Source organism: Rhizobium johnstonii 3841 (genome assembly GCF_000009265.1).
GTDB classification, from domain to species: domain Bacteria; phylum Pseudomonadota; class Alphaproteobacteria; order Rhizobiales; family Rhizobiaceae; genus Rhizobium; species Rhizobium acaciae.
Genome location: NC_008380.1, coordinates 4,030,980 through 4,056,547 on the forward strand (window position 1 = coordinate 4,030,980; position 25,568 = coordinate 4,056,547).

General features: G+C 57.5%; 23 protein-coding genes. 15 read left to right on the forward strand and 8 right to left on the reverse strand.

The annotated features are described in order from the left end of the window. Window positions 1-37: 37 nt before the first annotated feature. The 3 genes from RL_RS19680 to RL_RS19690 are packed head-to-tail and all read right to left on the reverse strand — an operon-like array spanning window position 38 to window position 3,362. The gene (locus RL_RS19680; protein WP_041936440.1) at window positions 38-1,282 is read right to left on the reverse strand and encodes a glycosyltransferase family 4 protein; all 1,245 of its coding nucleotides are present in this window, start codon (window positions 1,280-1,282) and stop codon (window positions 38-40) included. Further along, window positions 1,279-2,628 (reverse strand): glycosyltransferase family 4 protein, encoded by a 1,350-nt coding sequence (locus RL_RS19685; protein ID WP_011653256.1) that lies wholly within the window; start codon window positions 2,626-2,628, stop codon window positions 1,279-1,281. Before RL_RS19685 ends, RL_RS19680 begins: the two co-directional genes overlap by 4 nt. Further along, window positions 2,625-3,362 carry a Crp/Fnr family transcriptional regulator gene (locus RL_RS19690; RefSeq protein ID WP_041936442.1) on the reverse strand — a complete coding sequence of 246 codons (738 nt, stop codon included), beginning with the start codon at window positions 3,360-3,362 and terminating at the stop codon, window positions 2,625-2,627. The genes RL_RS19685 and RL_RS19690 overlap by 4 nt, the downstream gene beginning before the upstream one ends. A 468-nt stretch (window positions 3,363-3,830) precedes the next feature. On the opposite strand from RL_RS19690, the gene RL_RS19695 reads away from it, so the two are divergent. From RL_RS19695 to RL_RS19715, 5 genes are all read left to right on the forward strand, one after another. After that, a complete protein-coding gene (locus tag RL_RS19695) occupies window positions 3,831-4,532 on the forward strand; it encodes a sugar transferase (RefSeq protein WP_011653258.1) in 702 nt (233 codons plus the stop codon). A gap of 118 nt (window positions 4,533-4,650) precedes the next feature. Next, window positions 4,651-6,417 carry a polysaccharide biosynthesis tyrosine autokinase gene (locus RL_RS19700; protein ID WP_041936443.1) on the forward strand — a complete coding sequence of 589 codons (1,767 nt, stop codon included), beginning with the start codon at window positions 4,651-4,653 and terminating at the stop codon, window positions 6,415-6,417. After that, window positions 6,414-7,436, forward strand: coding sequence for a glycosyltransferase family 2 protein (locus RL_RS19705; RefSeq protein WP_028743243.1), 1,023 nt, complete (start codon window positions 6,414-6,416; stop codon window positions 7,434-7,436). The genes RL_RS19700 and RL_RS19705 overlap by 4 nt, the downstream gene beginning before the upstream one ends. 6 nt (window positions 7,437-7,442) lie before the next feature. Further along, a complete protein-coding gene (locus RL_RS19710; RefSeq protein ID WP_011653261.1) occupies window positions 7,443-8,828 on the forward strand; it encodes a polysaccharide biosynthesis/export family protein in 1,386 nt (461 codons plus the stop codon). Window positions 8,829-8,951: 123 nt separating this feature from the next. After that, a complete protein-coding gene (locus RL_RS19715; RefSeq protein WP_011653262.1) occupies window positions 8,952-10,418 on the forward strand; it encodes a hypothetical protein in 1,467 nt (488 codons plus the stop codon). A gap of 185 nt (window positions 10,419-10,603) precedes the next feature. Here RL_RS19715 and RL_RS19720 read toward each other — a convergent pair whose 3' ends face one another. After that, on the reverse strand, window positions 10,604-10,903 hold the full coding sequence (locus RL_RS19720; protein WP_025395764.1) for a hypothetical protein: 300 nt from the start codon (window positions 10,901-10,903) through the stop codon (window positions 10,604-10,606). A gap of 308 nt (window positions 10,904-11,211) precedes the next feature. Here RL_RS19720 and RL_RS19725 point away from each other — a divergent pair, with 308 nt between their 5' ends. Further along, on the forward strand, window positions 11,212-12,123 hold the full coding sequence (locus RL_RS19725) for a glycosyltransferase family 8 protein (RefSeq protein ID WP_011653264.1): 912 nt from the start codon (window positions 11,212-11,214) through the stop codon (window positions 12,121-12,123). 133 nt (window positions 12,124-12,256) lie between these two features. Beyond that, on the forward strand, window positions 12,257-13,279 hold the full coding sequence (locus RL_RS19730; protein ID WP_011653265.1) for a glycosyltransferase family 2 protein: 1,023 nt from the start codon (window positions 12,257-12,259) through the stop codon (window positions 13,277-13,279). A gap of 186 nt (window positions 13,280-13,465) precedes the next feature. Here RL_RS19730 and RL_RS19735 read toward each other — a convergent pair whose 3' ends face one another. Then, complete coding sequence (locus RL_RS19735; RefSeq protein WP_028743241.1) at window positions 13,466-14,215, reverse strand: Crp/Fnr family transcriptional regulator; 750 nt, start codon at window positions 14,213-14,215, stop codon at window positions 13,466-13,468. A gap of 453 nt (window positions 14,216-14,668) precedes the next feature. Here RL_RS19735 and RL_RS19740 point away from each other — a divergent pair, with 453 nt between their 5' ends. Continuing rightward, window positions 14,669-15,325 (forward strand): sugar transferase, encoded by a 657-nt coding sequence (locus RL_RS19740; RefSeq protein WP_011653267.1) that lies wholly within the window; start codon window positions 14,669-14,671, stop codon window positions 15,323-15,325. A gap of 149 nt (window positions 15,326-15,474) precedes the next feature. On the opposite strand, the gene RL_RS19745 is transcribed toward RL_RS19740, so the two are convergent. Both RL_RS19745 and RL_RS19750 read right to left on the reverse strand, forming a co-directional pair. Continuing rightward, window positions 15,475-15,771 carry a hypothetical protein gene (locus tag RL_RS19745; protein WP_011653268.1) on the reverse strand — a complete coding sequence of 99 codons (297 nt, stop codon included), beginning with the start codon at window positions 15,769-15,771 and terminating at the stop codon, window positions 15,475-15,477. Between the two features lie 579 nt (window positions 15,772-16,350). Further along, window positions 16,351-17,571 (reverse strand): acyltransferase family protein, encoded by a 1,221-nt coding sequence (locus tag RL_RS19750; RefSeq protein WP_173364445.1) that lies wholly within the window; start codon window positions 17,569-17,571, stop codon window positions 16,351-16,353. Between the two features lie 142 nt (window positions 17,572-17,713). On the opposite strand from RL_RS19750, the gene RL_RS19755 reads away from it, so the two are divergent. Beyond that, a complete protein-coding gene (locus tag RL_RS19755) occupies window positions 17,714-20,032 on the forward strand; it encodes a membrane-bound PQQ-dependent dehydrogenase, glucose/quinate/shikimate family (protein WP_011653270.1) in 2,319 nt (772 codons plus the stop codon). Between the two features lie 594 nt (window positions 20,033-20,626). On the opposite strand, the gene RL_RS19760 is transcribed toward RL_RS19755, so the two are convergent. Next, entirely contained in the window at window positions 20,627-21,382 is a 756-nt protein-coding gene (locus RL_RS19760) for an SDR family NAD(P)-dependent oxidoreductase (protein WP_011653271.1), read from the reverse strand. Window positions 21,383-21,612: 230 nt separating this feature from the next. Between RL_RS19760 and RL_RS19765 the strand changes: the two genes are divergently transcribed. The 6 genes from RL_RS19765 (at window position 21,613) to RL_RS19790 (ending at window position 25,485) form a co-directional block, all read left to right on the forward strand. Further along, window positions 21,613-22,200 (forward strand): L,D-transpeptidase, encoded by a 588-nt coding sequence (locus RL_RS19765; protein ID WP_011653272.1) that lies wholly within the window; start codon window positions 21,613-21,615, stop codon window positions 22,198-22,200. 165 nt (window positions 22,201-22,365) lie between these two features. Then, window positions 22,366-22,485: a hypothetical protein gene (locus tag RL_RS40620; protein ID WP_018243378.1), complete on the forward strand. Its 120-nt coding sequence runs from the start codon at window positions 22,366-22,368 to the stop codon at window positions 22,483-22,485. Window positions 22,486-22,642: 157 nt separating this feature from the next. Then, a complete protein-coding gene (locus RL_RS19775) occupies window positions 22,643-23,227 on the forward strand; it encodes a hypothetical protein (RefSeq protein ID WP_028743236.1) in 585 nt (194 codons plus the stop codon). Window positions 23,228-23,298: 71 nt separating this feature from the next. Then, window positions 23,299-23,892, forward strand: coding sequence for a protein-S-isoprenylcysteine O-methyltransferase (locus RL_RS19780; RefSeq protein WP_011653274.1), 594 nt, complete (start codon window positions 23,299-23,301; stop codon window positions 23,890-23,892). Between the two features lie 10 nt (window positions 23,893-23,902). Then, a complete protein-coding gene (locus RL_RS19785) occupies window positions 23,903-24,688 on the forward strand; it encodes a hypothetical protein (RefSeq protein ID WP_011653275.1) in 786 nt (261 codons plus the stop codon). After that, entirely contained in the window at window positions 24,685-25,485 is an 801-nt protein-coding gene (locus tag RL_RS19790) for an SDR family NAD(P)-dependent oxidoreductase (protein WP_011653276.1), read from the forward strand. The genes RL_RS19785 and RL_RS19790 overlap by 4 nt, the downstream gene beginning before the upstream one ends. Window positions 25,486-25,568 lie beyond the last annotated feature (83 nt).

The window sequence follows — 25,568 nt, forward strand, 5'->3', positions numbered from 1 at the left end:
GTCGCAGCGGCAAGACAGGCAGCTCCGCTCCTTGCCCTCAGCCCGCCCGTCTTCTGAAGACCTCGGCGGATCGGTCGCCTTGGTCCGACAGTTGCTGCTCGATCAGGCGGGACAGGCGGTCGCGGAACACGGCGGAAGAAAATTTCAGCGAGTGCGCGCGGATCGCATGCGGATCGATATCGTCCTCCACCTCCTCGAACGCCGCCATCGTTTCCAACAGAGCTTCCGTGGTCTGCTGCGCGAAGCGAAAACCAACCTGCGGCGAGGAAACGGTTTCCCTGGCGCCGCCGGCGTCGAAAGCCAGGACCGGCCGCCCTGATGCCATGGCTTCCACCGGAAGGATGCCGAAATCCTCCGTGCCCGGAAACAAGAGGGCGCGGCATCGCGACAGATGGTCGCGCAGAACGTTGAAGGGCTGATGGCCGAGAAACTCAACGGTCGGTCCGGCGATCGACTTCAGATAGGCCAGTTGTTCTCCCTCGCCGATCACGACCAGCTTTCGGCCGGCCTCGGTGCAGGCGCGAACGGCGATATCCGGCCGCTTGTAGGTGGTCAGCTGTCCCGCATAGAGATAGAACTCGCCCTTCCCCTTCCCCACCACAAAATCGTCGGTCGCAACCGGCGGATGGATGACGATGGATTCCCGGTCGTAGAAGCGGCGGATGCGGCTTGCGACATAATCGGAATTGGCAACGAACACATCGACCCGCGAGGAGGTCGTCACGTCCCAAGCGCGCAGCATGGGTGCGGTGATCGACATCATTGCGCGACCCACCCAGGGCAGGCCATGGCGGTAGACATGGAACTGATCCCAGATGTAGCGCATCGGCGAATGGCAGTAGCAGACATGCAGGGCGTCGGCGCGCGTGATGATGCCCTTGGCGGGTCCGGATTCGCTCGACAGCACGAGATCGTAATCCTGCAGATCGAACTGCTCGAGCGCGAAAGGCATCAGCGGCAACATCTTGGTATAATGCCGCTTTGCACCGGGGATCTTCTGCAGGAAGGATGTGCGGATGTTCCGCGTCTTCAGAAAATCGCTGATGCGATCCCGGTTGCAGACGAGGGTGAAGATGTCGGCCTGCGGAAACATGCGGCACAGCTCTTCGACGACCTTCTCGCCGCCGCGCATCGAAACGAGCCAATAATGCACGATGGCGACGCGAAGCTGCTTGGTATCGCTCGCGCTTCCGGCCTCAGTGACACGTCTTTTCGCCATGACAGGCGCATCGCCGAGAAATGCTCTCGCGTCGGGAAGAGAGGTTGTTGCCTTAAGGGTCAACTCAATACTCCTTGTATCGCCACACCGTCTGTCAGCTCGGGAACAGCATTCGTCGAAATCAGGGTGTGGTATTCGGAAAGAAGCGCGTCGCGCCATTCCTCGTGTGTCGACGCAAGATCCGGCGACTTCAGGAAAGCCCGCTCGCTCATGGCGCGGACCTCGTGCCTCGGCATTTGGCTAAATCGCGTCAAAGTATCGGCAAAGGCGCTTTCGTCAGCCGTATCGCAGGCGATCGCCATGCCGGCTCTTTGCATTTCTTCGGCAAGAAAGGCGCTACGCGACATGATGACCGGCAGACCGCTCCTGGCCGCTTCGATAGCGACGAGGCCGAATGGCTCGGGATAGCGAGACGGCATCAACAGTGCACGCGCCTTGCGGATGGTCGGGCCGATCTCCGCATGCGACTGCCAGCCGACGGCCCTGACGTGATCTCCCGAAGCCGCAACCAGCGGCATCAGCGGCCCGTCCCCGATCACGCAGAGCCTGACGCCGGCTTTGCGTGTGGCGGCCACGGCGTCCTCTATGCCCTTCTCTTCGTCCAACCGCCCGATGAAGACGAACTCCTCGTTGGCCTCCGCCTCGATGCGTTTGATGGAGAGCGGAGCGACGGGATTGCGGATTGTCGTCAGTCGTTCGGGCCGATATCCGGCGCCGACGAGGAAGCTTGCCATCTTCTCGTGCAGCAGGATGATACGGCCGAAATCGGCCTGATCCTTCAGCCGTCGGAGGATATTGGAGCCGCGGGCAACCCGCCATAATTTGTGCGAATAACTTCTCTTGTCGCAGGCCGTCGCAATGCAGCCTCCGCCGAGCGGGCGTCGAAGGCAGACTTCCTGCGCCTGATAGTCGAAGAAGGCGCCGTTGGGGCAGGCTGTGAAGAAATCATGCGCGTGCACCACGCATCGTCTGGCGACCGGCATCAACGCCCTGAAAATCGCCGGAGACAGGATCTGGTGCCAGCCATGGACATGGTAGACGGTATTGGCGGTGTCGTTTGCGGCAATCCAATTCGCGACCATACGGACGGCGGCGCCGTTGTGAATGCCGGTCACGAAAGCCTTCGCACGCTCGGCACTGAGCAGATCGCGGCTATTCAGCCCGACCATCAAGACCCCGAGTGCGACGAGCTCCGCATTGGCGGCGTCATCCCCGCAAATATAGGTCACGGGGATGTCGAGGCCCCGAAAAAGCTTGGCGGACAGCACCGCCAGCGCCGTCGCACCGCCTCTGGCGACCGAATAGTCGTCGATGATGACCACGCGATCGATCTTTGTCGTGCCGGGGCCGGGAAACCGGCCGACGCTTGCGGCGGATCGGAGGACCTCGGGAAGCGACGGGCGCATCACTTCACCGAAACTGCGCCGTTGGCACAGGCCTCCAGCGCCTTGCGGTTGAGGATGCGGATCTTGCCCTGGCCCCCGTCGATGATCTTGCCTTCCCGCAGGCGCCGCAGGCATTGATTGACCTTCTCGCGGGACGCCGGCAGCGTCGCGGCCAGATCATTTTGCGAGATGGTCAGTTCGTCACCGCTGTTTGCCGCATCTTTTCCATAAACAGTGGAGAGCCGCAGCAGCGTGCTGGCCAGCCTCGATTGCAGGCTCGACGCCGCATTCGCAATGATCCGAAGTTCAAGCTCTGAAATACGCGCCAGCGCCCTGGAGAAGACCTTTTCGCGAAAGCAGGGATCGCTGGCATACATGTCGCGCAGCAGCCGGCCTTCGAAGAAATGCAGTTCGCAGGCGGAACCGGCGCGGTATTCGAGGCTCAATGTCTGCCTGCGCAGAACCTCGAGCTCGCCGATGAGGCCGGATTTCGGAATGATCTCGACGATGAATTCCCTGCCGTCGGGCAGCATCGTGCTTGCGCTGACCACCCCCGAATGGACGCGCGCGAACGTATCGACGAGGACGCCGGCCCCGGCGATGATCTCGCCGCGCCGGAAACGCCGGACGCTCGACCGGCAGGATAGGAATTCGTCGTCGATGACGATGCGGCTGTTCAGATGAATGCCGCCGTTAGCCGATATCGCCGGTTTGCCGATGCCGGCCCTGCGATCTGATGCGTGTGTCGCCCCATCCATGCGCATAACTCCACTCGATAACCATAGGCAATGCTGCACTGCATCATTTATATTGTCTTAATATGAGAGTCAAATAACATCACGGAGATATGAGGTAAAGATAAAGTATATATTTAACTCAAAACAAAATATACACCGCAAAAAGGACCAAAAAATCTCAAAGAAGCCAAAAAACCGCCACGCCATCGAAGATGGTTGCCTATTAAAATGGCTTACTGAATAAAAATAAGCAACAATCAAAGTGATGACATCAAAACTGATAAATAATCGTCACCGGATAATCACCACGAATTAGATTAGATTGTCGTTTTAAATGAAGATAAGGCCATCAAGGTGTAATCCGATTTCTCGATTGCCCGTTAGTAGCATAAAGAATTTGTTAAGGATTATGACCTTGGTAACAGACAACCAGAGTGCGGCGCAGCAAACTTTGAACGGTTCTTAATCGGAATATTTTGGAGACCACCGATGACATGGGAAGCACATAGTTTCGAGGCTTGGTCGCGTGTCGGACGGTCCGCGAAAGGCGCCGATCTTCATTCGTCCCGGCCTCGTGCGGCAGGCAGATCGTCGAAGCGCGCGCTAGACCTTGTCATCGCAGTTACGGCCCTGATCCTGCTTTCCCCGCTTCTGTTGATCGTCGCAATGATCGTGAAGATGAGCGACCGCGGCCCGGTCTTCTATTCCCATACGCGCATCGGCGTCGGCGGAGCGCCGTTCGGATGCCTCAAATTTCGCACGATGAAGACCAATGCGAGTGCTCAGCTTGCCGAATTGCTGCAAAACAACCCGGCTGCGCGAAGCGAATGGGAAGAGACACGCAAGCTGAAGGACGATCCGAGGATCACGGCCGTCGGTGATATCCTCAGGAGGTCGAGCATCGACGAGCTTCCCCAACTGATCAATATCGTGCGTGGCGACATGAGCCTTGTCGGCCCCCGGCCGATCACGGCTGAGGAATTGCCGCGCTACGGCGAGCATATATGGGCCTACATGGCCGTCCGCCCGGGCCTGACCGGTCACTGGCAGACCAGCGGGCGCAATGACGTCAGCTACGAGTACCGGGTTTCCCTCGACGTTCACTATCTCAACAACTGGTCGCTCGGCAGGGACTTCATCATCATTGCCAAGACCATTCCCGCTCTGTTTTCCCAGCGCGGCTCGTATTGAGCATTCATGGGGAGAGCCGCCGATCATGCCTGGAATCGGAAGACACGCTACTCCCCCGTCCCTCCAAGCTGCCACTAACTGGTTACTCCGTGATCTCGCCATTTTGGATTAGGACGACATGACCTCAAGCACGATCTTCAGCGGTGTTTCTCCGATATCCCTGCCTGCCGCAGCCACCGGCGGGAATTCGCCGCTCACCTTGCGGGATATGCTCTTCTTTATCAGAATGCGCTGGCTGTGGATTGCGGCGACGACTTTCGCTTTCCTCGTATTGGCAGGGAGCTACGTGCTGACGGCCGAACCGACGTTCGTTGCCAACACGCAACTTGTGATCTTCCCCCAGGTCAGCGGCTCCGAAGCGCAGAGGGCTTTCGCAGAAGACGCGTTCATCGAGGGACAGTTGGAGATCGCCAAATCCAGCGATGTCGTCGGTGGAACAGTAACGACACTTGGTCTCGATACCGATCCTGACTTTGTCGATCAGACGCCTTCGCTCCAGGATAGGGCAAAGAACTGGTTGATGGGCGCTTCTTCCGAACAGGATACGGCATCGCAGGAAGCGGCAGGCCCAGGACCGCGTGACACACAGCCGCAACAGCAGATCGAGGACGGGCGGATCCATGATCGGGCGGTCGCCACGCTGCTGAACATGATGGGAGTACGCCGGATCGGGAGTTCGACGATCATCGAGATATCGGCTGCAGCATCGACCCCGCAGCAGGCCGTCGACATCGCCGACACGCTGGCCAGGCAGTATATCCAGAAGAATATCGCGATGAAGGCCAATGCGTCCCGACAATACAGCGAATGGCTGACCAGATTCGTAAGCGAGCAGCAGCGTGGACTGGCCGAAGCTGCCAGCGCCCTGGCCAGCTTCACGAGCAATCCGCGCGATCAGTTCAAGCTTGCGGAGCTGCAGAGCGCGACTGACGCACGCCGCACCCTCTATGAAAATACCTTGAACCAGCTGACCGAAGCCAAGCAGCGCATCACCTACCCGGTGTCGGATGCCACGATCGTCTCTCGAGCCACCCTGCCTCTTTCGAAAGCCAGACCACGCAGCACGCTGATCATCGCCTTTGCGGCGGCGGTTGGTCTTGGCGTCGGCTTCGCACTCGCCATGATAAGACACGCCGGCGATCGCCGGATCGTCCGGCCCCATCAGATCGCGGAAGCCGGTGGACTGCCCTTTGTCACTTTGCTGGCGACATCTAGGACCCGCAATGGTCACTCTGCGCGTTTCCTCGCCGCCGGTACAGGCAGCAGCAGCACCGCAGCCGCCTATCCTGTTATTCCAGGCATGGCGGAACTCAGCGCGACGGTCGTTGGTCTTCGGCGCAAACGCCGGGTCGTCATAGGAATCGTCGCTGTCAACCCTGGCGGCGGGGCATCGACCATCGCATGCGAACTTGCGGTGCTCTCGTCGATATCAGGAGCACAGACGCTGCTGATCGATGCGGCTGCGCAGAAATCGTCGCTCAGCAAATCGATCGCGCCTCATAGTTCCACAGGCCTCGTCGATGTTCTCGACAATGGCGAACTGATCAAGACGGCGGCATTGCCCCTCACCCCGACGCTGAAATTCCTTCCCCTCGGCAAAGTCGAAGCGGTGACGCCGGCCATTCGCCTCAGTTCCCGCCGCACGCAGTTGAGCTTCGCCGATCTGAAAAAGGAGTTCGACGCCATATTCGTCGACATTTCCGCATTCTCTGCTTCGCCGGATGCCAATGCGATCGCGCCGGAACTGGACGGTGTCCTCGTGGTCACCTCGCACGGGCATACCTCGATCGACGATACCATGCACGTCATCGAGACCCTGCGGAATGTCGGCGCGGAGATCCTCGGCGCGATCATCAACCATGCACCGAAAAGAATAGAGTCATGAGTTCACCTTCGGCAGAAGCAACCAGGCAGGACGGCCCGATCGGACCGGCGCCTGTTCCCTGTGGCGCTAAAGCCATGGCGGGCCGGGCGCGCCACCCATTGCGAGTGGCTGTGGGGATTGCCTCGGCAGGCCGCCCCTCGATACTGCGGGAGACCGTCGATTATCTCACGGCCCTGCCGGACCAGGCCGAGCGGCTGATCGTCTGCGTGCCCGTGATCGACGACGCCGCCGGCCTCGCCGACCGCCTCGATGTGGAAGTCATCGTCGGTAGCCGTGGCCTGACCTCCCAGCGCAACAGGATCATCCAGGCCGCCGCCGCCGATACGGATATTCTGATCTTCCTGGATGACGACTTCATTCCCGCAGCAGCCTTCCTGTCGCGGATGGCGGCGGTCTTTGCAGCAAACCCCGACGTGGCGATCGCCACTGGCGAAGTCCTCGCCGACGGCATCCTCGATGGCGGCCTCAACATGTCAAAGGCCCTGAAGGTTCTTGAAACTGCGGGCGAAAGGGCTGGGCATGTGACGGAGGTCTATAACGCCTACGGATGCAACATGGCGGTTCGCCTTTCACCCGTTCTCCAGCACGCGGTGGCCTTCGATGAACAACTGCCGCTCTACGGCTGGCTCGAAGATGTCGATTTCAGCCGGTCCATCGCCCGCTACGGCAGGTCCGTGCGTGTCGAAGGCGCTCGCGGCGTGCATCTCGGCGTCCGATCCGGGCGCCAGCCAGGCCGAAGACTCGGTTATTCGCAGGTTGCCAATCCTGTCTACCTAGTCCGGAAGGGCACGATGTCGAAGGGCCGTGCTGTCGCACAGATCGGCCGCAACATCCTGGCGAATACACGGGGCCTATTATTCAATGACCGCTTGATCGACCGATGGGGACGCTTGAACGGCAATTTGCTGGCGCTTTCCGACCTTCTTGTCGGCCGCGTCTCTCCGTCCCGCATCCTGGAATTCGGCAATCCCGCGCCGCGCGAAATGCCTTCGCCGTCGATCGCAACGAAACGGAGATAGCAGACAATGCAGCGCACATCCTTGTCCGGTCGCCTCATCTCCATCGCCCTTGCCTTGCTGGTATTTTCCGGCGTGACCGGCTGGAGTGTCGCCCATGCGGAAAACTATACCCTCGTGCCGGAAGATCAGGTCAGACTGCGTGTCGTCGAATGGCGATCGTCGGATTCCCGGTATGCCAGCTGGGAAGCCCTCGGCGGAACATATACAGTCGACGATGCCGGTAATCTGGCGATTCCGATCGCCGGCCAGGTGCAGGCGATCGGCAAGACGACGGAGCAGGTTTCCGATGCGATCGCCACCGCGCTCTCCGAAAAGGCCGAACTGCCGGGAAAGCCGTTCATCGCCGTGGAAATTGCCCAACATGCGCCGATTTTCGTAACCGGGACCGTGCAGACCCCCGGGCGCTATGCTTTTGAAGCCGATATGACGGTCATGAAGGCCGTCAGCATCGCCGGCGGCTTCCTTCGCGACCGCGAGGAGAATACCATCTTCGAGCGCGACCGGATCCAGGCTGCCGGCTCCTATCGAACGGCCATTCTCAACCGGCGAGATCTTCTGATGCGCCAGTCGCGATTGCGCGCCGAGATCGCCGGCGAACAAAGTTTCGAGATCCCCGCCGAACTCGCCGGAACGCCCGATGTAGACAAGCTGAAGGCGCAGGAATTGAACCTGATGCGGCTGCGACGTGTCGATATCGAAAGCCAGATTGATGCGGCGAGCGACCTCACCCGTCTCTACGGCCAGCAGGTCCAGTCGCTCGAGGCCAAGATCAATTCGCAAAAGCGGCAGATCGAGCTCGCGCAAAAGGAACTGGATAATGTCAACAGCCTGGTGAGCAAAGGCCTGGTCAGCAATTCCCGGCAGGTCACGGTCGACCGCGGCGTTGCGGATGCACAAGGCACCCTGATCGATCTCGAGGTCGCCCTGACCACGGCCCGCCAGGGGCTCAGCGAAGCCGATCGCTCGAAGATCAATATCGTCAACCGGCAGAACAGCGAAAACCAGGAGCTGCTCAACCAGGTCAATCTCGCGATCGGCAGGGCGGCGATCGACATCCAGGTGGCCCAGCTTCTGGGCGAACAGGCTGGCTACAGCGCTCAACTCGCCCAGATGAATACGGACACACCGGGTCTTGGCAGAGCGCAAAAGAACTACAGGATCGTGCGCCGCAACGACGATGGCACTTATCGCAATATCGAGGCGGACGAGACGACCAGCTTGCGGCCGCATGATGTCGTCGAAATCGGCATCGACACGGATCTCCAGACGCCGTCGCCTACGCTGCAGCTGCAGTCCGCGCCACAGCAGCAAAGCTCGGCAGTCCCGCTGTCTGATGTAGCAGGCGACAATCAGACGGCTCCCGGCTGGATATCCCAGACGGGATCGAATTAGGAGGCGGTCGTGACCATTAACGACAGCTGGCGGCTTTCGCCTCGGGCATTGCGTCAGAAGGCGGATGCCGGTTTTCGGCAAACCCGATGCCTCCGCCGCTCCGTCCGGATCGGGATCTGAAGTATGTCGATAGAACCGATCGGCTTCATCGTTCTGCTGCTTGGCCTGCTCAGCATGGTCAACGGGGCGCGTTTTGCGATCACGACCCTTTGCCTGTCGACGCTGCTCGGAGCGGCAGCGGCTCTGCAATTGCCCGCGCTCGGCGGCAGCAGCATCCAGCCAAGCCATCTTCTCGTGCTTTTTCTCGTGGTAGCCGCCCTGCTGCGCCCGGCTCAAACACAGGCGACGCTCGCCAGCATGGCCTATCCGGGTCCCGGTTTCTGGTTTGCCGCCTACATCCTGTTTTCCGTGGCATCATCTTTCTTTTTGCCGCGCATCTTTGCAGGCGCGACCCTCGTCTACTCCTCTGCACGAGACACCACGGGCATGATGTCGACGGTAGCCGCTCCGCTGTCGCCGGGTTCGTCCAATCTCAGCCAGTCTGTCTATCTGCTCGGCGACCTCGCCTGCTTTGCCGTCGTCTCGGGGCTTGCCAGGCTCGGCTATGCCCGTTTCATCGCACTGCAGTTAATCGTCGCCTCGATCGCATGTTTTACCCTGGCATTGATTGATATCGGAACATTCCTGACCGACCAGTCCTACCTGCTCGATGTCATCAGAAACGCGAACTATACAATGCATACGGCCGAGACGATCAGCGGCTTCAAACGCATCGTCGGCCCGTTCCCCGAAGCGAGCACTTATGGCGCAGTCGCATTAGCCTATTTTTCCTTCACGCTTCTGCTCTGGCTGGAGCGCGTCCAAAGCCGTATGGCAGGACTTGCAACGCTTTTCATCGGCCCGACGATCGTCCTCTGCACATCGACAACCGCCTATATTGCCGGCATTTTCGTTGTCTGCATGTTCGTTTTGTTTTGCCTGAAACGATTGATTAGCGGCCCCGCCAAGACCCCGCATGTGACATTCCTGGTGATCACGCTGTTTTTGATTCCCTGCGCCATCGTCGCACTCAGCCTTGTCCCCGATGCGTGGAATTCCATCGCCGGCCTGATGAGCACCACCTTGTCGGACAAGCTCCAATCGCAATCCGGTGAAGAGCGCACCGCCTGGAATACACTGGCATTGATCGCATTCGTCGATACCGCCACCTTCGGCGCCGGGCTCGGCACGGTTCGGGCCTCGAGTTTTATCGCTGCGTTGCTCTCCAATGTCGGATTGACCGGCACTCTTCTCTTCGCCGCCTTCCTGTACAGCCTTGCAAGGGCCTCCGGCCGGCACATGTCAGGCGATCGGGAGACGCACGCGATCGGAAACGCTGCGGTTATGGCATCCATAGCGCAGGTCGCCTCGGCGGCGATATCGGGGAGCGGCACGGATCTCGGCTTGCTGTTCAGCACCACGGCAGGTCTGGCGGCCGGCTGCCTGGCAACCAATGCCTCTCCCCGGCGCGCGACCCGATCGCTCGCCAATCGAACCCCTCTGGAGACATCGACATCTCTGATGAGAGCGCCGATGTTTTCAACACGATGACGCCCGCTTTGGAACTCCGCCACGGCGCGGGATGGCAATCTCATCGAGCCATCGGCGTGCCCGCATTGGGCCGAAGCCGGTCGGCCGCACCGCATCTTTCAAGGATCGCCTGTAAAAGCAGTCCATCGAACAAGCGCCGTCGGAGGTCAGTCGCGGAAGGCTATGCTGCAGGTTTTATGCCAACATCAGCCTTGCGGGCGTTCGCTGGTGGTCGCGACGCTATCTGCAACGGAATTGTTTTCGCGCAGCTTGGCACTGCGCCGCAAAAGCCCCGACAGGAACACGCCTGCCAGATAGCCGATTTCCATGAGCACGAGGATGGCGATACCGGAGAGCATGGCCGCGATCACAGACGACCCGCCGGCAAAAGCCACGCCGCCGAAGCCGATTGCCACCAGGATTGCAAAAATCGCGAAAGCCCAGGCGCGGATGGAAGCCCCGGCAGCGATCGAAATCACGGCTGCCCCGAGTGTGGTGATCAACATGACAATCCCCCTTCCCTCCGCATTCCGACAAGGGTCCCGGCACCAATCGCCGTACCGCGAAACAACATGTCGAAACATAGCCTTATGACAGGCAAGGCACTCTTCATGGTGAATATCTCAACAATGAAACATACAAAAGCCGCCGACAGCCAGACACCGATTCAGCACCAGCGCACTGGATGCTGGCCTATATATACCGAACAGGGCCTTCATATGACAGACCCGTCGGCTCAATTCACAATTGGTCCCTCGCCTCGCAAAGACAATACCGATTCACTTGTATTGCGCACAATCGGAAAGGTGATGACATGAACAACCAGTGCGTCGTCTACGTCACGGATGTCGAGTATTCATTTCCGACCATTCTCTCGGCGCTTCAGGCTCGCAAATTCGCAAGCCCCGCGACCGACGTCTGCGTTCTGATGTCGGAACATCTCGACAATTTCGAAGAGCTGAAAGCCCTGCTCGCAAGGAGTGGGGTCATATTGACCGATGCGACCGAAGCGCTGCAGGACTCGCTCGGCAAGCTCGACAGTTCGCATTTCCAGGGACGCATCAGCGTCAGCACGATGGCCAAGCTGGTCCTTTGCGAGATCCTGCCTTCCAACTATACGCAGATCATCTACCTCGATGGGGATACCCAGATCGTCAGCGATCTCGGTGCGTTCGAAAGTGCAACTGTCCCCGAGGGCAGGTTTTTCGCGGCACGCGATTACACGGCGATCCATGACTTCCTCGACACCGGAAAGGACAGCCACTATTTCAACGCCGGCGTCCTGAAATTCCATCGAAACGGCTGGATCGGGCAGGAGGCGCTCGAGCTTTTTGCTAAAAATCCTGAGGCCTGCGAGGGCAAACATGATCAGGGCGCATTGAATTACGTCTGCGGTTCATCGCTGATCCTGGTATCGAACCGCTGGAACTTTCCAAAACAATTCCTTCATCTGGTGAACATCTCCTCCTTGTCGATCGTCCATTATATGGCGCATCCGAAGCCATGGCATGGAACTTTCTTTCCGTGGACCGATAAGGAAAGCCAGGTATACGTAGACCTGCGCAAAGCACATCCGATTTACAACGCGCTGTATCGCGGAATAACCTTCGATCGGAAGATGCTGTATAAATACCGGTCGATACGAGCGCGCATCGAGCACGCTATTGAGAAAGAAGGACCCAATCCTAGGGTCCAGAGCCTGCTGGTTGGCGACTACGCCGTATGATGATGTATTGTTGGTCCAACTTGAATGTCCGCGTGACTGAACTCAGCGTCGCCGGTCGAGCCGTGGATTTGCAGACGGAAGCGCAAAGTATTCATCCATTCATTCCAGGAATGGATAATCTTCAGGACAGAATATGAGTTATAGGGCTTCCGCCGCCAGTATCTCGCATTACGTGAAAGCCCGTCTGCGCCGGTCGCTTAAGGCTCGGCAGGTTCGCTATGACCTGCTGCGCAACGGGCTCAAGCAGGCGCGCCACGTCGTCATCTGCGTCATCCGTGACGAGGGGCACCGGTTGGCCTTCTTCCTTCAGTATTATCGCGATCTCGGCTTCGAGCACTTCATCTGTATCGACAACGGCTCGACCGACGGCACGGCCGAGTTGCTGTCCGGCTTCGACGATGTCTCCCTTCTTTCGGCTCATGGTTCCTACAAGGCGGCAAGATTCGGAAACGACTGGATCAACGAAGTCATCAACCGCCACTGCCGCGAGAAGTGGGTCCTGTATGTCGATGCAGACGAGTTCCTGGTCTATCCGCATTGCGACACACGGCCGATCGATCAATTGACTTCCTATATCGATTCCATCGGCGGCCATTCCCTCCGCTCGGTTATGATCGACATGTATAGCCCGCATCCCGTTCTCGAAAACATATGCGAACCCGGTCGCAACCCGCTCGAAGTCTGTAATCTCTTCGACCGCTCCGGCTATGTGGCGCATTTCGACAAACGCAACCGGACGATATGGATCAAGGGCGGCGTTCGCGGGCGCGTCTATTTCCACGACCGGCTCTGGGACGGCCCCGCGCTCAACAAGATACCCCTCGTCTATGTGGCGGGTGAATGTCTGTTTCTCAAATCATCGCACCAGGTCTGGCCGCTCTCCCTGAATTTGGGCGACATGCGCGGAGCGCTCGGCGTATCCGGCGCCCTTCTGCATTTCAAGTTCCTGTCGACCTTCGTGCACAAGGTCGCCGATGCGGCACACCGGTCCCAACATACGGAAGAATATACCGTATACTCCTCAAGCAAGGACATGGATGACTTCGTCTATGACGATACGGGCACCTACCGAAGCTGGAAGGACCTGTCCGATCACGGGCTCATACAGGGTGAAGGCTGGAAATACTGGAGGAGTGCTTCCGAGAGCGAAGTCTAAGTATGTTGCGCCGAAATGCGTAGCGATTTTGGAACAACGTGCATGAAGACAAGTGCTAACACGCCAACCCGATCTTTCAGCCTGCTTCGTCTGACTATCAACTCGCACTGTCATCAAACACAGAACCCGCCGGCGGCGAGTTCTGTCGAGGCTTTCGGCCGTTCCGTTTTTTTATCGCGGCGCGCCTCAGGCGAGACCCGCCCCCTCGGCATAAGCCTCCAGCGCCTTCCGATTGAGAATACGGATTTTGCCCTGTGTCCCGTCGACCACTTTGCTCTCACGCAAGCGCCGCAGGCATTGGTTGACCTTTTCACGCGACGCCGGCAGCGTCGCGGCCAACTCGTGCTGGGAGATGATCAGCTCGTCGCCGCTATTTTGCGCATCCATTCTATACAGGGCGGAAAGACGCAGCAACGTTCGGGCAAGTCTCTGCCTTAGACTCGATCCGGCATTGGAAATGATCCGCAGTTCGAGTTCGGAAACACGCGCCAGCGCCTTCGACAGGATCTTCACCTGAAATTGCGGATCGTTCGCACACAGGTCCCGCAGCAACCGACCGTCGAAGTAATGCAGTTCGCAATCCGACGAGGCCCGATATTCCAGGCTGAGAGACTGCTTGCGCAGCACTTCCAATTCGCCGATCAAGCCGCCTTTCGGAACGATTTCCACGATGAACTCTCGTCCATCGGCAAGCGGGGTGCTTGCGCTCACCATTCCGCGTTGTACGCGGGCGAACATGTCGAGGACGACGCCGGCGCCGGCAATAATCTCACCGCGGCGAAACTTTCGAACACTCGAGCGGTAAAACGGGAACTCGTGATCCAAATCCGCCCGGCCGTCGTAAACATTAGCTGCAGACCCGCAAGTAACCGCTTCGCTTGTTCGCGCTGTGTTTCCTCTAGCTCTGTTGTCTCTGGTGCTGATCGCCCCGTCCATACGCACAACTCCACGCAGACTAATTAACCTATTATCTGGAGCGACATTCGTAATAGGTTAAATTGGAAAGTCAAACAATAATAAAATAAAAACTTCGTGTTTAAACTATACATAATTATGAATGATCCTCATATTTATATATCATAAAATTCATATTGAATTCTATTGCAGACAAGTCTTTTGGGCTGCATGACGATTTTTATACAATTTATGACAATTCCCTGCCTGAAGAATACATCCGCAAATTACAATAACAACACCGAATTTCAAAATAAAACTAAATAGCATTTCTATTATATAGTCAAAAATAAAGGTAATATTTCTAATATTCGCAAGAATTTCTTTAGAGCATAAAGAATTTATTCATGATTATGACCTCGGTCACAGACATCAAACTTGCGTTAAAACAAAGCTTTGGCTGTGATTTCTGGAATTCGTCTAACGGAGACGCGGGTGGCGGGAAAAAATCAGGGCATCAACCCAACCGGACCTTGGCGGGATTTCGCCAGGGCTCGACAGGAACGGCGTCCATTCAATTCGTCACAACCCCGTCTGATCAGCAGAATTCTGAAGCGCGCGCTGGACATCATCATTGCGGCAAGTTTCCTATTCTTTCTGTCGCCGCTCCTTCTGTCGGCGGCAGTCATCGTCACGCTAAGTGATTGGGGCCCTGTTTTCGATTCCCATCGCAGGATCGGTTATAAGGGAAAAGAATTTGGCTGCCTCAAGTTTCGGACGACAGGATCCGACGCAACGACCGACGCGCACGTCACGGTCGTCGGCGATATTTTGAGGCGATCGAGCCTCGACAAGCTTCCGCAATTGATCAACGTGTTGCAGGGTCAAATGAGCCTCGTCGGGCCTCGCCCCATTACCAAAGAAGAGCTGCCGCACTACGGTGAAGATGCCTATGCCTACATGGCCGTCCGTCCCGGCCTGACTGGCCATTGGCAAACCGGCGGGCACAACGACGTCAGCTATCGGAACGGAATTTCCCTCGACGTCGAATATTTGTCCAAATGGACGCTCACGCTGGATTTCGTGATCATGGCAAAAACGCTGTCGGCGCTGCTTTCCCGGCACGCGTTGCTGCCCAAAGTTGATTCCTAAAGCATGTCGCGTAAAACTGTGTTGCGGTTTTGCGATAAAGACGTGCGCAAACCAAAGACCAAGGCGCGGCAAGCGAACCTGAAATACTGCGACGCGCACACACACCCTGACATGGCGCAACCGAGCATCCTGCCGCCTCGGTCATGTCATTACCCATGAGGACGCTTGCCTGTGAGATGGGAGCGCTCAGTAATGGAGTTCTTTTTCCGGCGCTTTTGAATATGCCACAAGGAGAAGGCGAATAGACCCGCCAGATAGCATATCTCCATCAATACAAGCACTTCGACGCAAGAAACGACCGCCTCCGTCAAAGAGGAACCTTTCAGCAGAATCACGCCGCCCAAGGCCGTGACCACCAGAAATGCAAAGATTGCAAAGGCCGAGGCGCGAATGGTTGCTCCGGCGGCGATAGAGACGGCAACCACGACGAGCGTGCTCTTCAGCATTATTCTGATCCTCTCTTCACACCTCCTTCAAGCCAACATCAGCCCTCGATGACATGACAAAACCCAAAGTCGAATCGAAGCCCGATCAAAGTATTTTACCTATTACGGTTAAAATATTGCTAATAACGGCCCAGCAAGCCGACGGAGCAATGCCGGAGAATATTCGACTATTCATCCGTCGGGGCCGCTCTACCGGTAGACCTAAGAAATCCTTGGATATTACGGTCAGAAAGATTTAGGTATTGGAGGCTTATACAGGAGCGAGCAATACAGCTGCGGCGTTCTCCCGCCGAACTGAACGTTCCTGAAAAGATGAATTTGGCCATAGGCTTACGCTCGAGCGCATATGCGCTGGCGACGATCGGGCTTACGCTCGTCCGGCAAGCGTGACATCGACGGCATCAGCTTTGCGCAGCAGCCTACGGAAAACTCGGCCCCTACGATGGACCCGGATATTTATCCGAGGCGATCGGTCAGGCAACAATGAAACAGGGCCGCCGCTATGGCGAGCCCTGCTGATGTCCTTGCCGGTTGAGCACCTGGATGGAATTGCCAGCCTCGAGGCCGATATCGACAGGCCTATTTCGAGGCCGCGCCGACCAGTTGCCGTTTTACGCCGCGTTGGAGACTGAGGTTTTCCAGCCAGGTGACTTGTTTCCTCAATTTCAACGCCGGCTTTTCGATAAACCTCCACGAGAAGGCGGCAAAGCAAGCGGCAACAATGCTGCAGACGATGCCGTTCAACCACCAGTTATGCGCCCAGGGGCCGAGCGCCACGAACGCCTGTTGGATCGGATAGCCATAGAGGAAGACGCCGTAGGAGTAGTCGGCCCCACGCAGGACGCCGAGCTTGCGGGGCGAGGTGAGACCAAGGAAGACCGTGACATATCCCATGGCCGGAATGGCAATGAAATCCCCAAAGGAGGTGAACCAGTAGGCCCACAATATCACGGCCACAGAGGCGAGGAAAATTCGGATATCCCACAGAACCTTGTCCCTGTAGAGATAGAAGGTCACCCCCACAAGAAAAGCACAAATGAGCAGATTGCCCGACGCGGTCGTCGGCATAGTTGCCCAATCGCTTTCATGTTTCCAATATCTTGCGATACCGAAGGCTATGATCAACGCCGGCGTGGCGATGAGGGCAATCACCCGCCGCCTGACCACGCCGAGCAGGAAGAGAACGGCGATCACGGCATAGCACTCAAGCTCGAAGGGCACCGTCCAGAGCTGCCCGTTCACCATTGCGGCGTCAGGATTATCCAGGAATACCCCGGGGAGATTGAAGTGAATGTGCCCTGTGACATTCATCAGATATGTAAAGAACTGAGGATCGGTGAAATAGTCACGCAGGTCATACTCAGTGTAGATCGCTCCGAGTATAAAGGCAGCCAACAATACCTCTACCGCGAGAGCGGGGTAGATCCGGATAAATCGATTACCGAGAAAGGAGATCAATGTCTTCGATCGTTCAAGACTGCCGGCCACCAGGAACCCGCTCAGGACAAAGAACATGGGCAGCACTGATTTGATAAAAGGACGGAATGGCGACTCCCAAAGAAACAGGTCGTCGCCATAGGTGACACGGGCCGTGTGTATCCAAAGCACTGAAAAGGCTAACAGTAATCGCATATAGTCGAATCCTGTCGGTCGCCCGTTCGCTAGATCAAGCTTTTCGCCGAGAACCATCTGTGCCCCTTTCAGAAGTATTGACTCGATTTGGAATGGCAAGCCGTTGCCGCAGAGCGGCGGTGACATCATTGCCGGGTCGAGGCTGCGTGTCAGTGACCACAGGTACATCAGGTAAAAATTGAACGAGAGAGCAGCCCTCTCCCGAAGACGCGTCTCTGACCATCAACCCATGGCCCTGCGCTTCCCGAGAGCCATGCGACGGTCGGAGTTGGAATCCAGGTGATCGGGCGGCGGATTGGATGAGGAGACTATGAAATTTCTGGCCACCCTGTTCTGTATTGTTCTCGCCCTTATCGGATTGGGGCTGATCGGAGGCGGCGCCTGGCTGCTGCGCCTCGGCGGCTCACCCTATTACGCAGCCGTCGGGCTTGCCTATCTGGTTGCCGCGCTTTTGCTGTGGCGCCGGAAGACGCGAGGCGCACTCATCGTCCTGCTTGTCGCCGTTTTCACCCTTCCCTGGGCTCTATGGGAGTCGGGCCTCAATTTCTGGGCGCTGTTTGCCCGCTTGATGTCCCCCATCGCGCTGGCGGGCTTTGCCCTTCTCTTTGCACCATCGCTTTCCCCGACCGCCAACCGGAAGCTCTTTTATGGCGGCGCTTTGGTGACCGCTCTCATCTTTGCCACGGGTTTCGGTCTCAGCTTCGTGCCGCATGGGATCATCCAGCCCTCCGCCGACATCACCGCCTATAAAACCGCCAAGGGCGACAACTCTCCCTCCGACTGGACATCCTATGGCCGCACCACGGCAGGAGATCGTTATTCCCCGTTCGATCAGATCAACCGCGGCAATGTGTCCAAGCTCGATCTCGCCTGGACATATCGCACCGGAAAAGGCGATGGCGCCGATCAGAACACGCCTCTGCAGATCGGCGACACGGTCTACACCTGCACGCCGACAGATGTGATCGCAGCGCTCGATGCAGATACCGGCAAACCTCGCTGGACTTTCGATCCCAAGGCGACGGCGCCTTATTGGCAACGCTGCCGCGGCCTCGGTTACTACAAGATGCCGATGGAGGCCCAGTCCGCCGACGGTCTTTGCAATGAGCGCCTGGTGCAGACGACGATCGATGCCCGTCTCCTGGCGATCGACAGCAAGACCGGCGCGCCCTGCAAGGACTTCGGAGACAATGGCACCGTGCAGCTTTCCCAGGGCATGGGCGAAGTCAAGACGGGCTATTATTTCCAGACATCGGCGCCGCTGATTGCCCGCAACCTGATCGTCGTCGGAGGCTGGGTCACGGACAATCAGGAGGTCGGGGAACCCTCTGGCGTCATCCGTGCGTTCAACGTCGTCACCGGCGAGCTCGAATGGGCATGGGATCTCGGCAACCCGGAGATCACCAAACTTCCGCCGGAGGGCCAGACTTATACGCGGGCCACGCCCAACATGTGGACGACGGCCGCATTCGACGACAAGCTTGGCCTCATCTATGCACCGCTCGGCAATACCACGCCGGATTATTACGGCGTCAATCGCCCTGCCTTCGCCGATCAATATAATGCGACATTGGTGGCACTCGATGTAACGACGGGTCGGGAGAAATGGAAATTCCAGACCGTCCATCACGACATCTGGGACTATGATCTGCCGGCCCAACCGGTCCTGGTCGACCTGCCTGACGGTAATGGCGTCACTGTGCCTGCTCTGCTGCAGACCACCAAACGCGGGCAGCTTTTTCTCCTCGACCGCCGAACCGGCACACCGCTTGCCGAAGTTCAGGAGAAGCCGGTGCCGCAGCAAGGCGGCGTGCCGGAAGAGAAACTCTCCCCGACGCAGCCCTACTCCGTCGGCATGCCGACAATTGGTGCGGAGCGCGTGACGGAGCAGACGGCCTGGGGCCTGACGATATTCGATCAGCTGGCATGCCGCATCGCCTTCCGCAAGATGCGCTATGACGGCGATTTCACCCCGATCGGCACGCAATATGCGATCCAGCAGCCGGGAAATCTGGGTGGCCTCAATTGGGGAAGCGTATCCGTCGATCTGCCCAACAACAGGGTCTTCATGAACGATATCCGCGTCCCCAGTCTCTTCGCACTCATCCCACGCGAGGAGTATGTCGACTTTGCCCTCACCACGACCGCGCATGGCCCCTCAGCTCCGCAGCGCGGTACGCCTTACGCCATGGCCACCGAGATGTGGACATCAAGGCTCCGCGTTCCCTGCACCCAACCACCCTTCGGCACCGTCACTGCAGTGGATCTGAAGACGCGCAAGATCGCGTGGCAGGTTCCGGCAGGCACAGCCGAAGAACTCGGGCCGTTCAAGATCAAAACCAAGCTGCCTATGCCGATGGGCCTGCCGAGCTATGCCGGCACTTCCGCGACCGCCGGCGGCGTCGTCTTTTTCGCTGGCTTCCAGGACTATTATATCCGCGCCTATGATGCCGAGAACGGTACAGAACTCTGGAAATATCCCCTGCCGGTCGGTTCGAGCGCGACGCCCATGACCTATGTCTCTCCGAAAACAGGCAAGCAATATGTCCTGATATCGGTTGGCGGCGCACCCTATTCGAAGGATGTCGGCGACTACGTCCTTGCCTTCTCTTTGAAGAACCGAGATTAGCGGGGGGGCGTGATGGAAGAGCTTGGACCGAAAACCTCGCGAGAGCAGCGCGTATCGTGAGTATTCCGCATGATACGAACTTCGATTCGGTTGCTGCGCGCTATTTCCAATCTCAGCTACAGTCAGGCACCCCCTTGTCAGAGGGCTCTCGTTTGGTCATCCAGGAGAAGCTTGGTTGGCTTGACCCGATTTGCGCGGAGGTTTGTAGTCCCTGAAGTCACCAGCGGAATGCACGGCAATTACTTCCGCCTATCCTTTCGCGCCCTGTGACCACTCGCTCTTCTCCCGCTACCGGATCATCGCGGCTTCCAAGGCAGCGACGAGACTGGTGGAAGTTGCTCCTGGCGGCTCGTACTCTGCACCTGCCGACGGAGCCGGAGATGAACGGCGTATTCGGAGACCAGTAGATGCGCCACGCCTTCATCTCGTCCCGTTAGCGGCGATGGCCGTGATGTCCGGTCTTGCTGTTCGTGAGAACCCCCCACGTGGCCCCACACCGCGATGTCGTGTAAAACACGGGCTATCCCGGTCAGCCACACCATCAGGCAAAATAGAGAAAGGTTAGACATCGTCGCATCTTCTCAAGCCCTTTCTTCAGTGAGCGGTATAGGCCCCGTCCACCAAATAGTGCACCCCAGTGATGAAGCTGGCCTGCTCGGACAGGAGGAAACACACAAGAGTCGCGACCTCTTCCGGTTTTCCACGCCTGCCCATCGGTTGAAGCAATGCCATGCGTCGCGTACTCGTCGCCTCAAGATGCTCTGACAAAAGTGGCGTTTCGATCCAGCCGGGACCGACGGCATTTATGCGGATACCCAGCCTCGCATACTCCATCGCAGCGACTTTCGTCAGTCCAACAACCCCGTGCTTGGCTGCTGTGTATGCCGCCGCCGTGGGTAATCCAACGGTCCCGAGAGTGGAAGACATATTGACAATTGCACCGCCGCCTAATTTCAACATCGCGCCAATTTCGGACTTCATGCAATAGAAAACGCCGTTCAGATTGACGTTCATCACCTCGTGCCAATTGTCGAGCGGATAGTCCGCGACCGCTGCGCGCATCCCATCGATTCCCGCATTATTGACCGCCAGATCCAAGCCGCCACATGTCTCGACGGTAAAATCGACAAGTCTCTGCACACTTTCACTGTCCCCGACATCGACGACAAATTCACGGGCGCGGCCTCCCTCTGATCTGATTGCCGCGGCAATCGTGTATGCTGCGTCAGCATTGATATCGGCGACAACAACCTCGGCCCCCTCCTCAGCGAGGTGTCGGGAAACGGCGGCACCAATTCCGGAACCTGCGCCCGTTACGATCGCGATTTTTTCTTCCAGGCAAAGCTTCATCGTCTCCGTCCTTGTTGATATGCTAATATTCGATCGGCGCGATTATTGATGCAAGGGGTTTCACGGATAAATAGAAGCGTATGGTATTGCGCAGCTTCAGATGTTGCCAGTGTTGCGAACTCATCCTCCACAGAGTTAAGTGTCTTTATCAAAAGATGTCGCAATCTAATTTGGAATGAACGGGCTAATTTGGAATAAACGGGATCGACGGAGTTACTTGGCAGGTGGAAATGGACAAACAGCATATTACGCGCCGGGGGCTCATGCTGGGGAGCCTGGCTCTAATGCTTTCTGGATGTACTTCGGGCGATGGGCCGCCACTGGGCTACCGATTCGCGAGGGATCCGGATGCCGATCCCCGCTATCGACGACAGGAGGTCGAGTATACGGGGAGTGAACCGCCCGGAACTATCGTCGTCGATACGGCGAGCCGCTACCTTTACTTCGTGGAGGCAGACGGACTGGCGACTCGCTATGGTGTCGCCGTCGGAGAGGAAGGACTGAGTTTCAAGGGCGAGGCCACCATCGGCTATAAGGCAGAGTGGCCTTCGTGGAAGCCCACCAATGACATGATTCAGCGCAAGCCCGGGTTGGCCAAGTATGCCGATGGAGTACCGGGAGGACCGCTCAACCCTCTCGGTGCAGCGGCCCTCTACCTCTACCAAGGCGGACAAGATACCCTGTTCCGGCTGCACGGAACGAATGCTCCCTGGTCGATAGGCCGTGCCGTCTCGAATGGGTGTATTCGCCTGACGAACGCAAACATCGTCGACCTGTACTCCCGTGCACGCGTCGGCACGCGCGTGGTTGTCATCTGATGGTGTTTACCATTTGAAATCGCAGGGTTGGCCATAGCAATATGTATCTGCTAATGTAGATTCGTTGCATGTTGCATCATGTCTGCCCTATCCAGGGTACTGAGTGTCGCTAAACTTTAAGGTGTAGTCTAAAGGGCTATGCCATGATGAGGAGAGGACTTCTTAATGAGCAGAATTCTAATCGTAATCGTTGCGATGTTTGCGGTGGCCAATCTGAGTGCTTGCGGGTCGATTGGCAAAGGCAAGGGGAAGGCCCCACCGCCGGCAGAAGCAGTCTACAAGTAGCATATCGCGTCTGATTCTTAGGAAGGGTCGCTAAGACCCTTCCTCTTCTCACATAAACCGCCAAGCTGCGCTCCTTAGTAACTCACAGCGCAAGAGTGGCATTTTATATGCTGACTTCGGGCTCGCATTCGTCAGGGCCTGCATATGGAGCTTGGTGATGGCGCTTGGAAGAGGCGGTGTGTCGCTAATTGTTATGTTGGCGTTCGTGGCATCGTCATGCCAGACAGACGACAAAAGACCTTTACCGCATTATACGTCCAATGGCAGAGGCGTAGCTCCAACCAATGCGGCTGAAAACAAATCGAATCGGTATTTCATCGAATTTCGCTCACGTTATGCTCTAACCTACGGACACACCTACGTCGTTTTTGGGCGAGCGGATAAGAACGGAAATATGATCAATCCCCAAGTCGCAGGACTTGCCCCAGCTTCTCCCGATGCCGCCCAATATGTAATAGGCCACTTCATACCGGTTCCAGCCTCGACCGGAGCAACGGATGGCGACCTGGAAGAGCAGTACAGGTCGGCAAGCTGGCGTGTGATGCTGACTGATGGTGAATATAACGACACAGTTGCATATATACGCAAACTGCAGGCAAAATCTCGTCTCTGGGAGGCAACGGTTTACAATTGCAACGCCTTTGTGGCGGATATTGCCCGGCACATGGGTTATAAGGCGCCCGGCATTTGGCTAAGGCCACAACAATTTATTGCAACTCTCCGGGAGATGAATACAGGTTGATTGCGCGGGCATCCAAATCATGCGTTGGCGATCGCGGAAGGCAGATCATAGAAAGGTTCTGGTGACTTGATTTGAACTTATCAGCAGCCGTCGTCGGCGAAGTCGTCTGGGTTCTGGGAATTGTTGGATGGTGCATCATTCGATACCCATTTGAGCGCCGCGCAAAACGAGTGCCTGTCGTCAGTAACCGCCGTAGCGGCTCGGAGGTGCTCGGGCTCGTTTCAGCGCTCGGCGGGCTTGCGATCGTGCCAGGATTTTACGTTGCGACCGGTATCCCTGAAGCGGCCGACTATGTACCCCGTTGGTGGGTCATCCTGATCGGGGGAATACTCTTCTGGGTTGCAATGTGGGTCTTTCGAAGGACTCACAAGCAATTAGGACGAAACTGGTCTATTACACTGGAGATCCGCCAGCAGCACGAATTGATATGCGCTGGCCCGTACTCCCTTGTCCGCCACCCGATGTACACGTCGTTCCTTCTGATGGGGCTTTCACAAGCGTTTCTGCTGCCGAACTGGGTTGCAGGCATGGCGGGCCTCATCGGCTTCGCCGTTCTATTCTTCCTAAGGGTGGACAAGGAAGAACGTATGATGCTGGAAGTTTTCGGCCCACGATACCGCGCGTATATGGCGAAGACCAAGCGCATCATCCCTTATCTTTACTAAAGGTGGCAAGATGAGAGGCCGAACGATCAAGCTTTCGGCATCGCGACGTCTTGTCGGAGATCTGATGAGATTTTCGATCGGGGTGCCACGTGTGACGGTTCAGCGGCAAATGAATATTCGGCCGCTTCTGGATGCCAGAGACGGACCGGATAGCCGCCCGTCCTGGACAGTGCTTTTTTTAAAGGGATACGCCCTGCTCTCTCAAGAGATCCCCGAATTGCGGCGCGCTTACATCAAGCTTCCGTGGCCACAGCTCTATGAATATCCAGCCAGCGTCGCCTCCATTGCCCATGAGCGCGAGCATGACGGAGAACGGATCGTTCTCCTGAGCACCATCAAAGGTCCCGAGCAACGCTCAATCACCGAGCTGGAGACGCTGATCCGTTCAGCGAGGTCACTTCCGGTTCTGGAGATCAAGGAGTTTCGGCGCTCTCTGGAGCTTGCTCGCGCACCTGCCCCTGTGAGGTGGCTGCTCATGTGGCTCGGACTCAATATAGGACGGAAGCGAGCGCGCTATTTCGGCACCTTCCAGCTGTCTGTCTATTCGGGTCTCGGAGCGGAGTCTCTCAACCCTCTCAGTCCGTTGACCACACTTTTCAACTACGGCCCGATCGGCGAGGATGGATCGGTTACTGTCCGCATTCACTACGACCACAGGGTTATGGATGGAGCGAACGTGGCACGGGCATTGGAACGATTCGAAAGGATCTTGAACGGCGAGGTCACCGACGAAGTAAAAAGCCTCGTCCAGAGGGGAGCCGCGACCATCATGACGTCGGTAGGGCCATCGAAGTGACCCCGCACAACGAGTTCCGTTCGGCTGTCGTCGTGGTTGGCGGTTCCCGCGGCATTGGACGAGCAATCGCAAAGGTTGCCGCACGCGACCGCAACGTCGTCGTGCTCATCGCGCGTTCGCCTGAAGGCCTCACCGCTGCGGCGGCCGACGTACAACAGGCCGGCGGTGAAGCCCTCACGCTGGAACTGGATCTGCTTGCAGCCGACGCATCCGCGCGTCTTGAGGCTTTTCTAACCGCCAATGATTTAGTCTGCGGCGTGCTGGTCAACAGTGCTGGGTATGGCCTGCGAGGCGCAGCGACACTGCTCCCCCTCAACGATCAGCTTGGGATCGTCGATCTCAATATACGCGCCCTGACGGACTTGACCCTTCGCTTCCTGCCCGGAATGCTTGCGCGCGGACGTGGCGGCGTGATCAATCTCGGTTCCATAGCGGGTTTGTTTCCCGGACCATATATGGCGTTGTACTACGCAAGCAAGGGTTTCGTGCACTCTTTTTCGGACGCGCTCCATCAGGAAGTGCGCCGCTTTGGCGTTACGGTGACATGTGTCGCGCCCGGACCGGTGTCTACCGAATTCCTCGAAAAGGCTGGCGCGAATCGGGCGGCTCTCTTCAAGATATTGCCCAAGTTGGACGCTGAATATGTCGCTGAGCGGGCCTGGAGAGGTTTCAACTCGGGCCGTCGCCGCGTTGTCCCTGGCATTTCAGCCAAGTTGCTCACTCTTGTCGCATTCTTGCCGATCGCGGCTGTCCTCCCCCTCATCGGTCGCCTGCAGCGCAGAAGCAAAGATCCATAACGTTGCGGTTCAGGGAATAACCTTGAGGTATGTTGCCAGAGCCCGTCTCCGGCGTGGTGCAAGCCGATCCCGAGCGCAGCGGA

Bases quoted from the DNA above. Each gene is read 5' to 3' on its own strand.
- RL_RS19700 (WP_041936443.1), top strand. From the start codon at position 4,651: ATGACCTCAAGCACGATCTTCAGCGGTGTTTCTCCGATATCCCTGCCT.
- RL_RS19755 (WP_011653270.1), top strand. From the start codon at position 17,714: ATGAAATTTCTGGCCACCCTGTTCTGTATTGTTCTCGCCCTTATCGGA.
- RL_RS19750 (WP_173364445.1), bottom strand. From the start codon at position 17,571: ATGTACCTGTGGTCACTGACACGCAGCCTCGACCCGGCAATGATGTCA.
- RL_RS19710 (WP_011653261.1), top strand. From the start codon at position 7,443: ATGCAGCGCACATCCTTGTCCGGTCGCCTCATCTCCATCGCCCTTGCC.
- RL_RS19715 (WP_011653262.1), top strand. From the start codon at position 8,952: ATGTCGATAGAACCGATCGGCTTCATCGTTCTGCTGCTTGGCCTGCTC.
- RL_RS19720 (WP_025395764.1), bottom strand. From the start codon at position 10,903: ATGTTGATCACCACACTCGGGGCAGCCGTGATTTCGATCGCTGCCGGG.
- RL_RS19745 (WP_011653268.1), bottom strand. From the start codon at position 15,771: ATGCTGAAGAGCACGCTCGTCGTGGTTGCCGTCTCTATCGCCGCCGGA.
- RL_RS19775 (WP_028743236.1), top strand. From the start codon at position 22,643: ATGGCGCTTGGAAGAGGCGGTGTGTCGCTAATTGTTATGTTGGCGTTC.
- RL_RS19760 (WP_011653271.1), bottom strand. From the start codon at position 21,382: ATGAAGCTTTGCCTGGAAGAAAAAATCGCGATCGTAACGGGCGCAGGT.
- RL_RS19765 (WP_011653272.1), top strand. From the start codon at position 21,613: ATGGACAAACAGCATATTACGCGCCGGGGGCTCATGCTGGGGAGCCTG.
- RL_RS19690 (WP_041936442.1), bottom strand. From the start codon at position 3,362: ATGGATGGGGCGACACACGCATCAGATCGCAGGGCCGGCATCGGCAAA.
- RL_RS19695 (WP_011653258.1), top strand. From the start codon at position 3,831: ATGACATGGGAAGCACATAGTTTCGAGGCTTGGTCGCGTGTCGGACGG.
- RL_RS19725 (WP_011653264.1), top strand. From the start codon at position 11,212: ATGAACAACCAGTGCGTCGTCTACGTCACGGATGTCGAGTATTCATTT.
- RL_RS40620 (WP_018243378.1), top strand. From the start codon at position 22,366: ATGAGCAGAATTCTAATCGTAATCGTTGCGATGTTTGCGGTGGCCAAT.
- RL_RS19705 (WP_028743243.1), top strand. From the start codon at position 6,414: ATGAGTTCACCTTCGGCAGAAGCAACCAGGCAGGACGGCCCGATCGGA.
- RL_RS19785 (WP_011653275.1), top strand. From the start codon at position 23,903: ATGAGAGGCCGAACGATCAAGCTTTCGGCATCGCGACGTCTTGTCGGA.
- RL_RS19730 (WP_011653265.1), top strand. From the start codon at position 12,257: ATGAGTTATAGGGCTTCCGCCGCCAGTATCTCGCATTACGTGAAAGCC.
- RL_RS19735 (WP_028743241.1), bottom strand. From the start codon at position 14,215: ATGGACGGGGCGATCAGCACCAGAGACAACAGAGCTAGAGGAAACACA.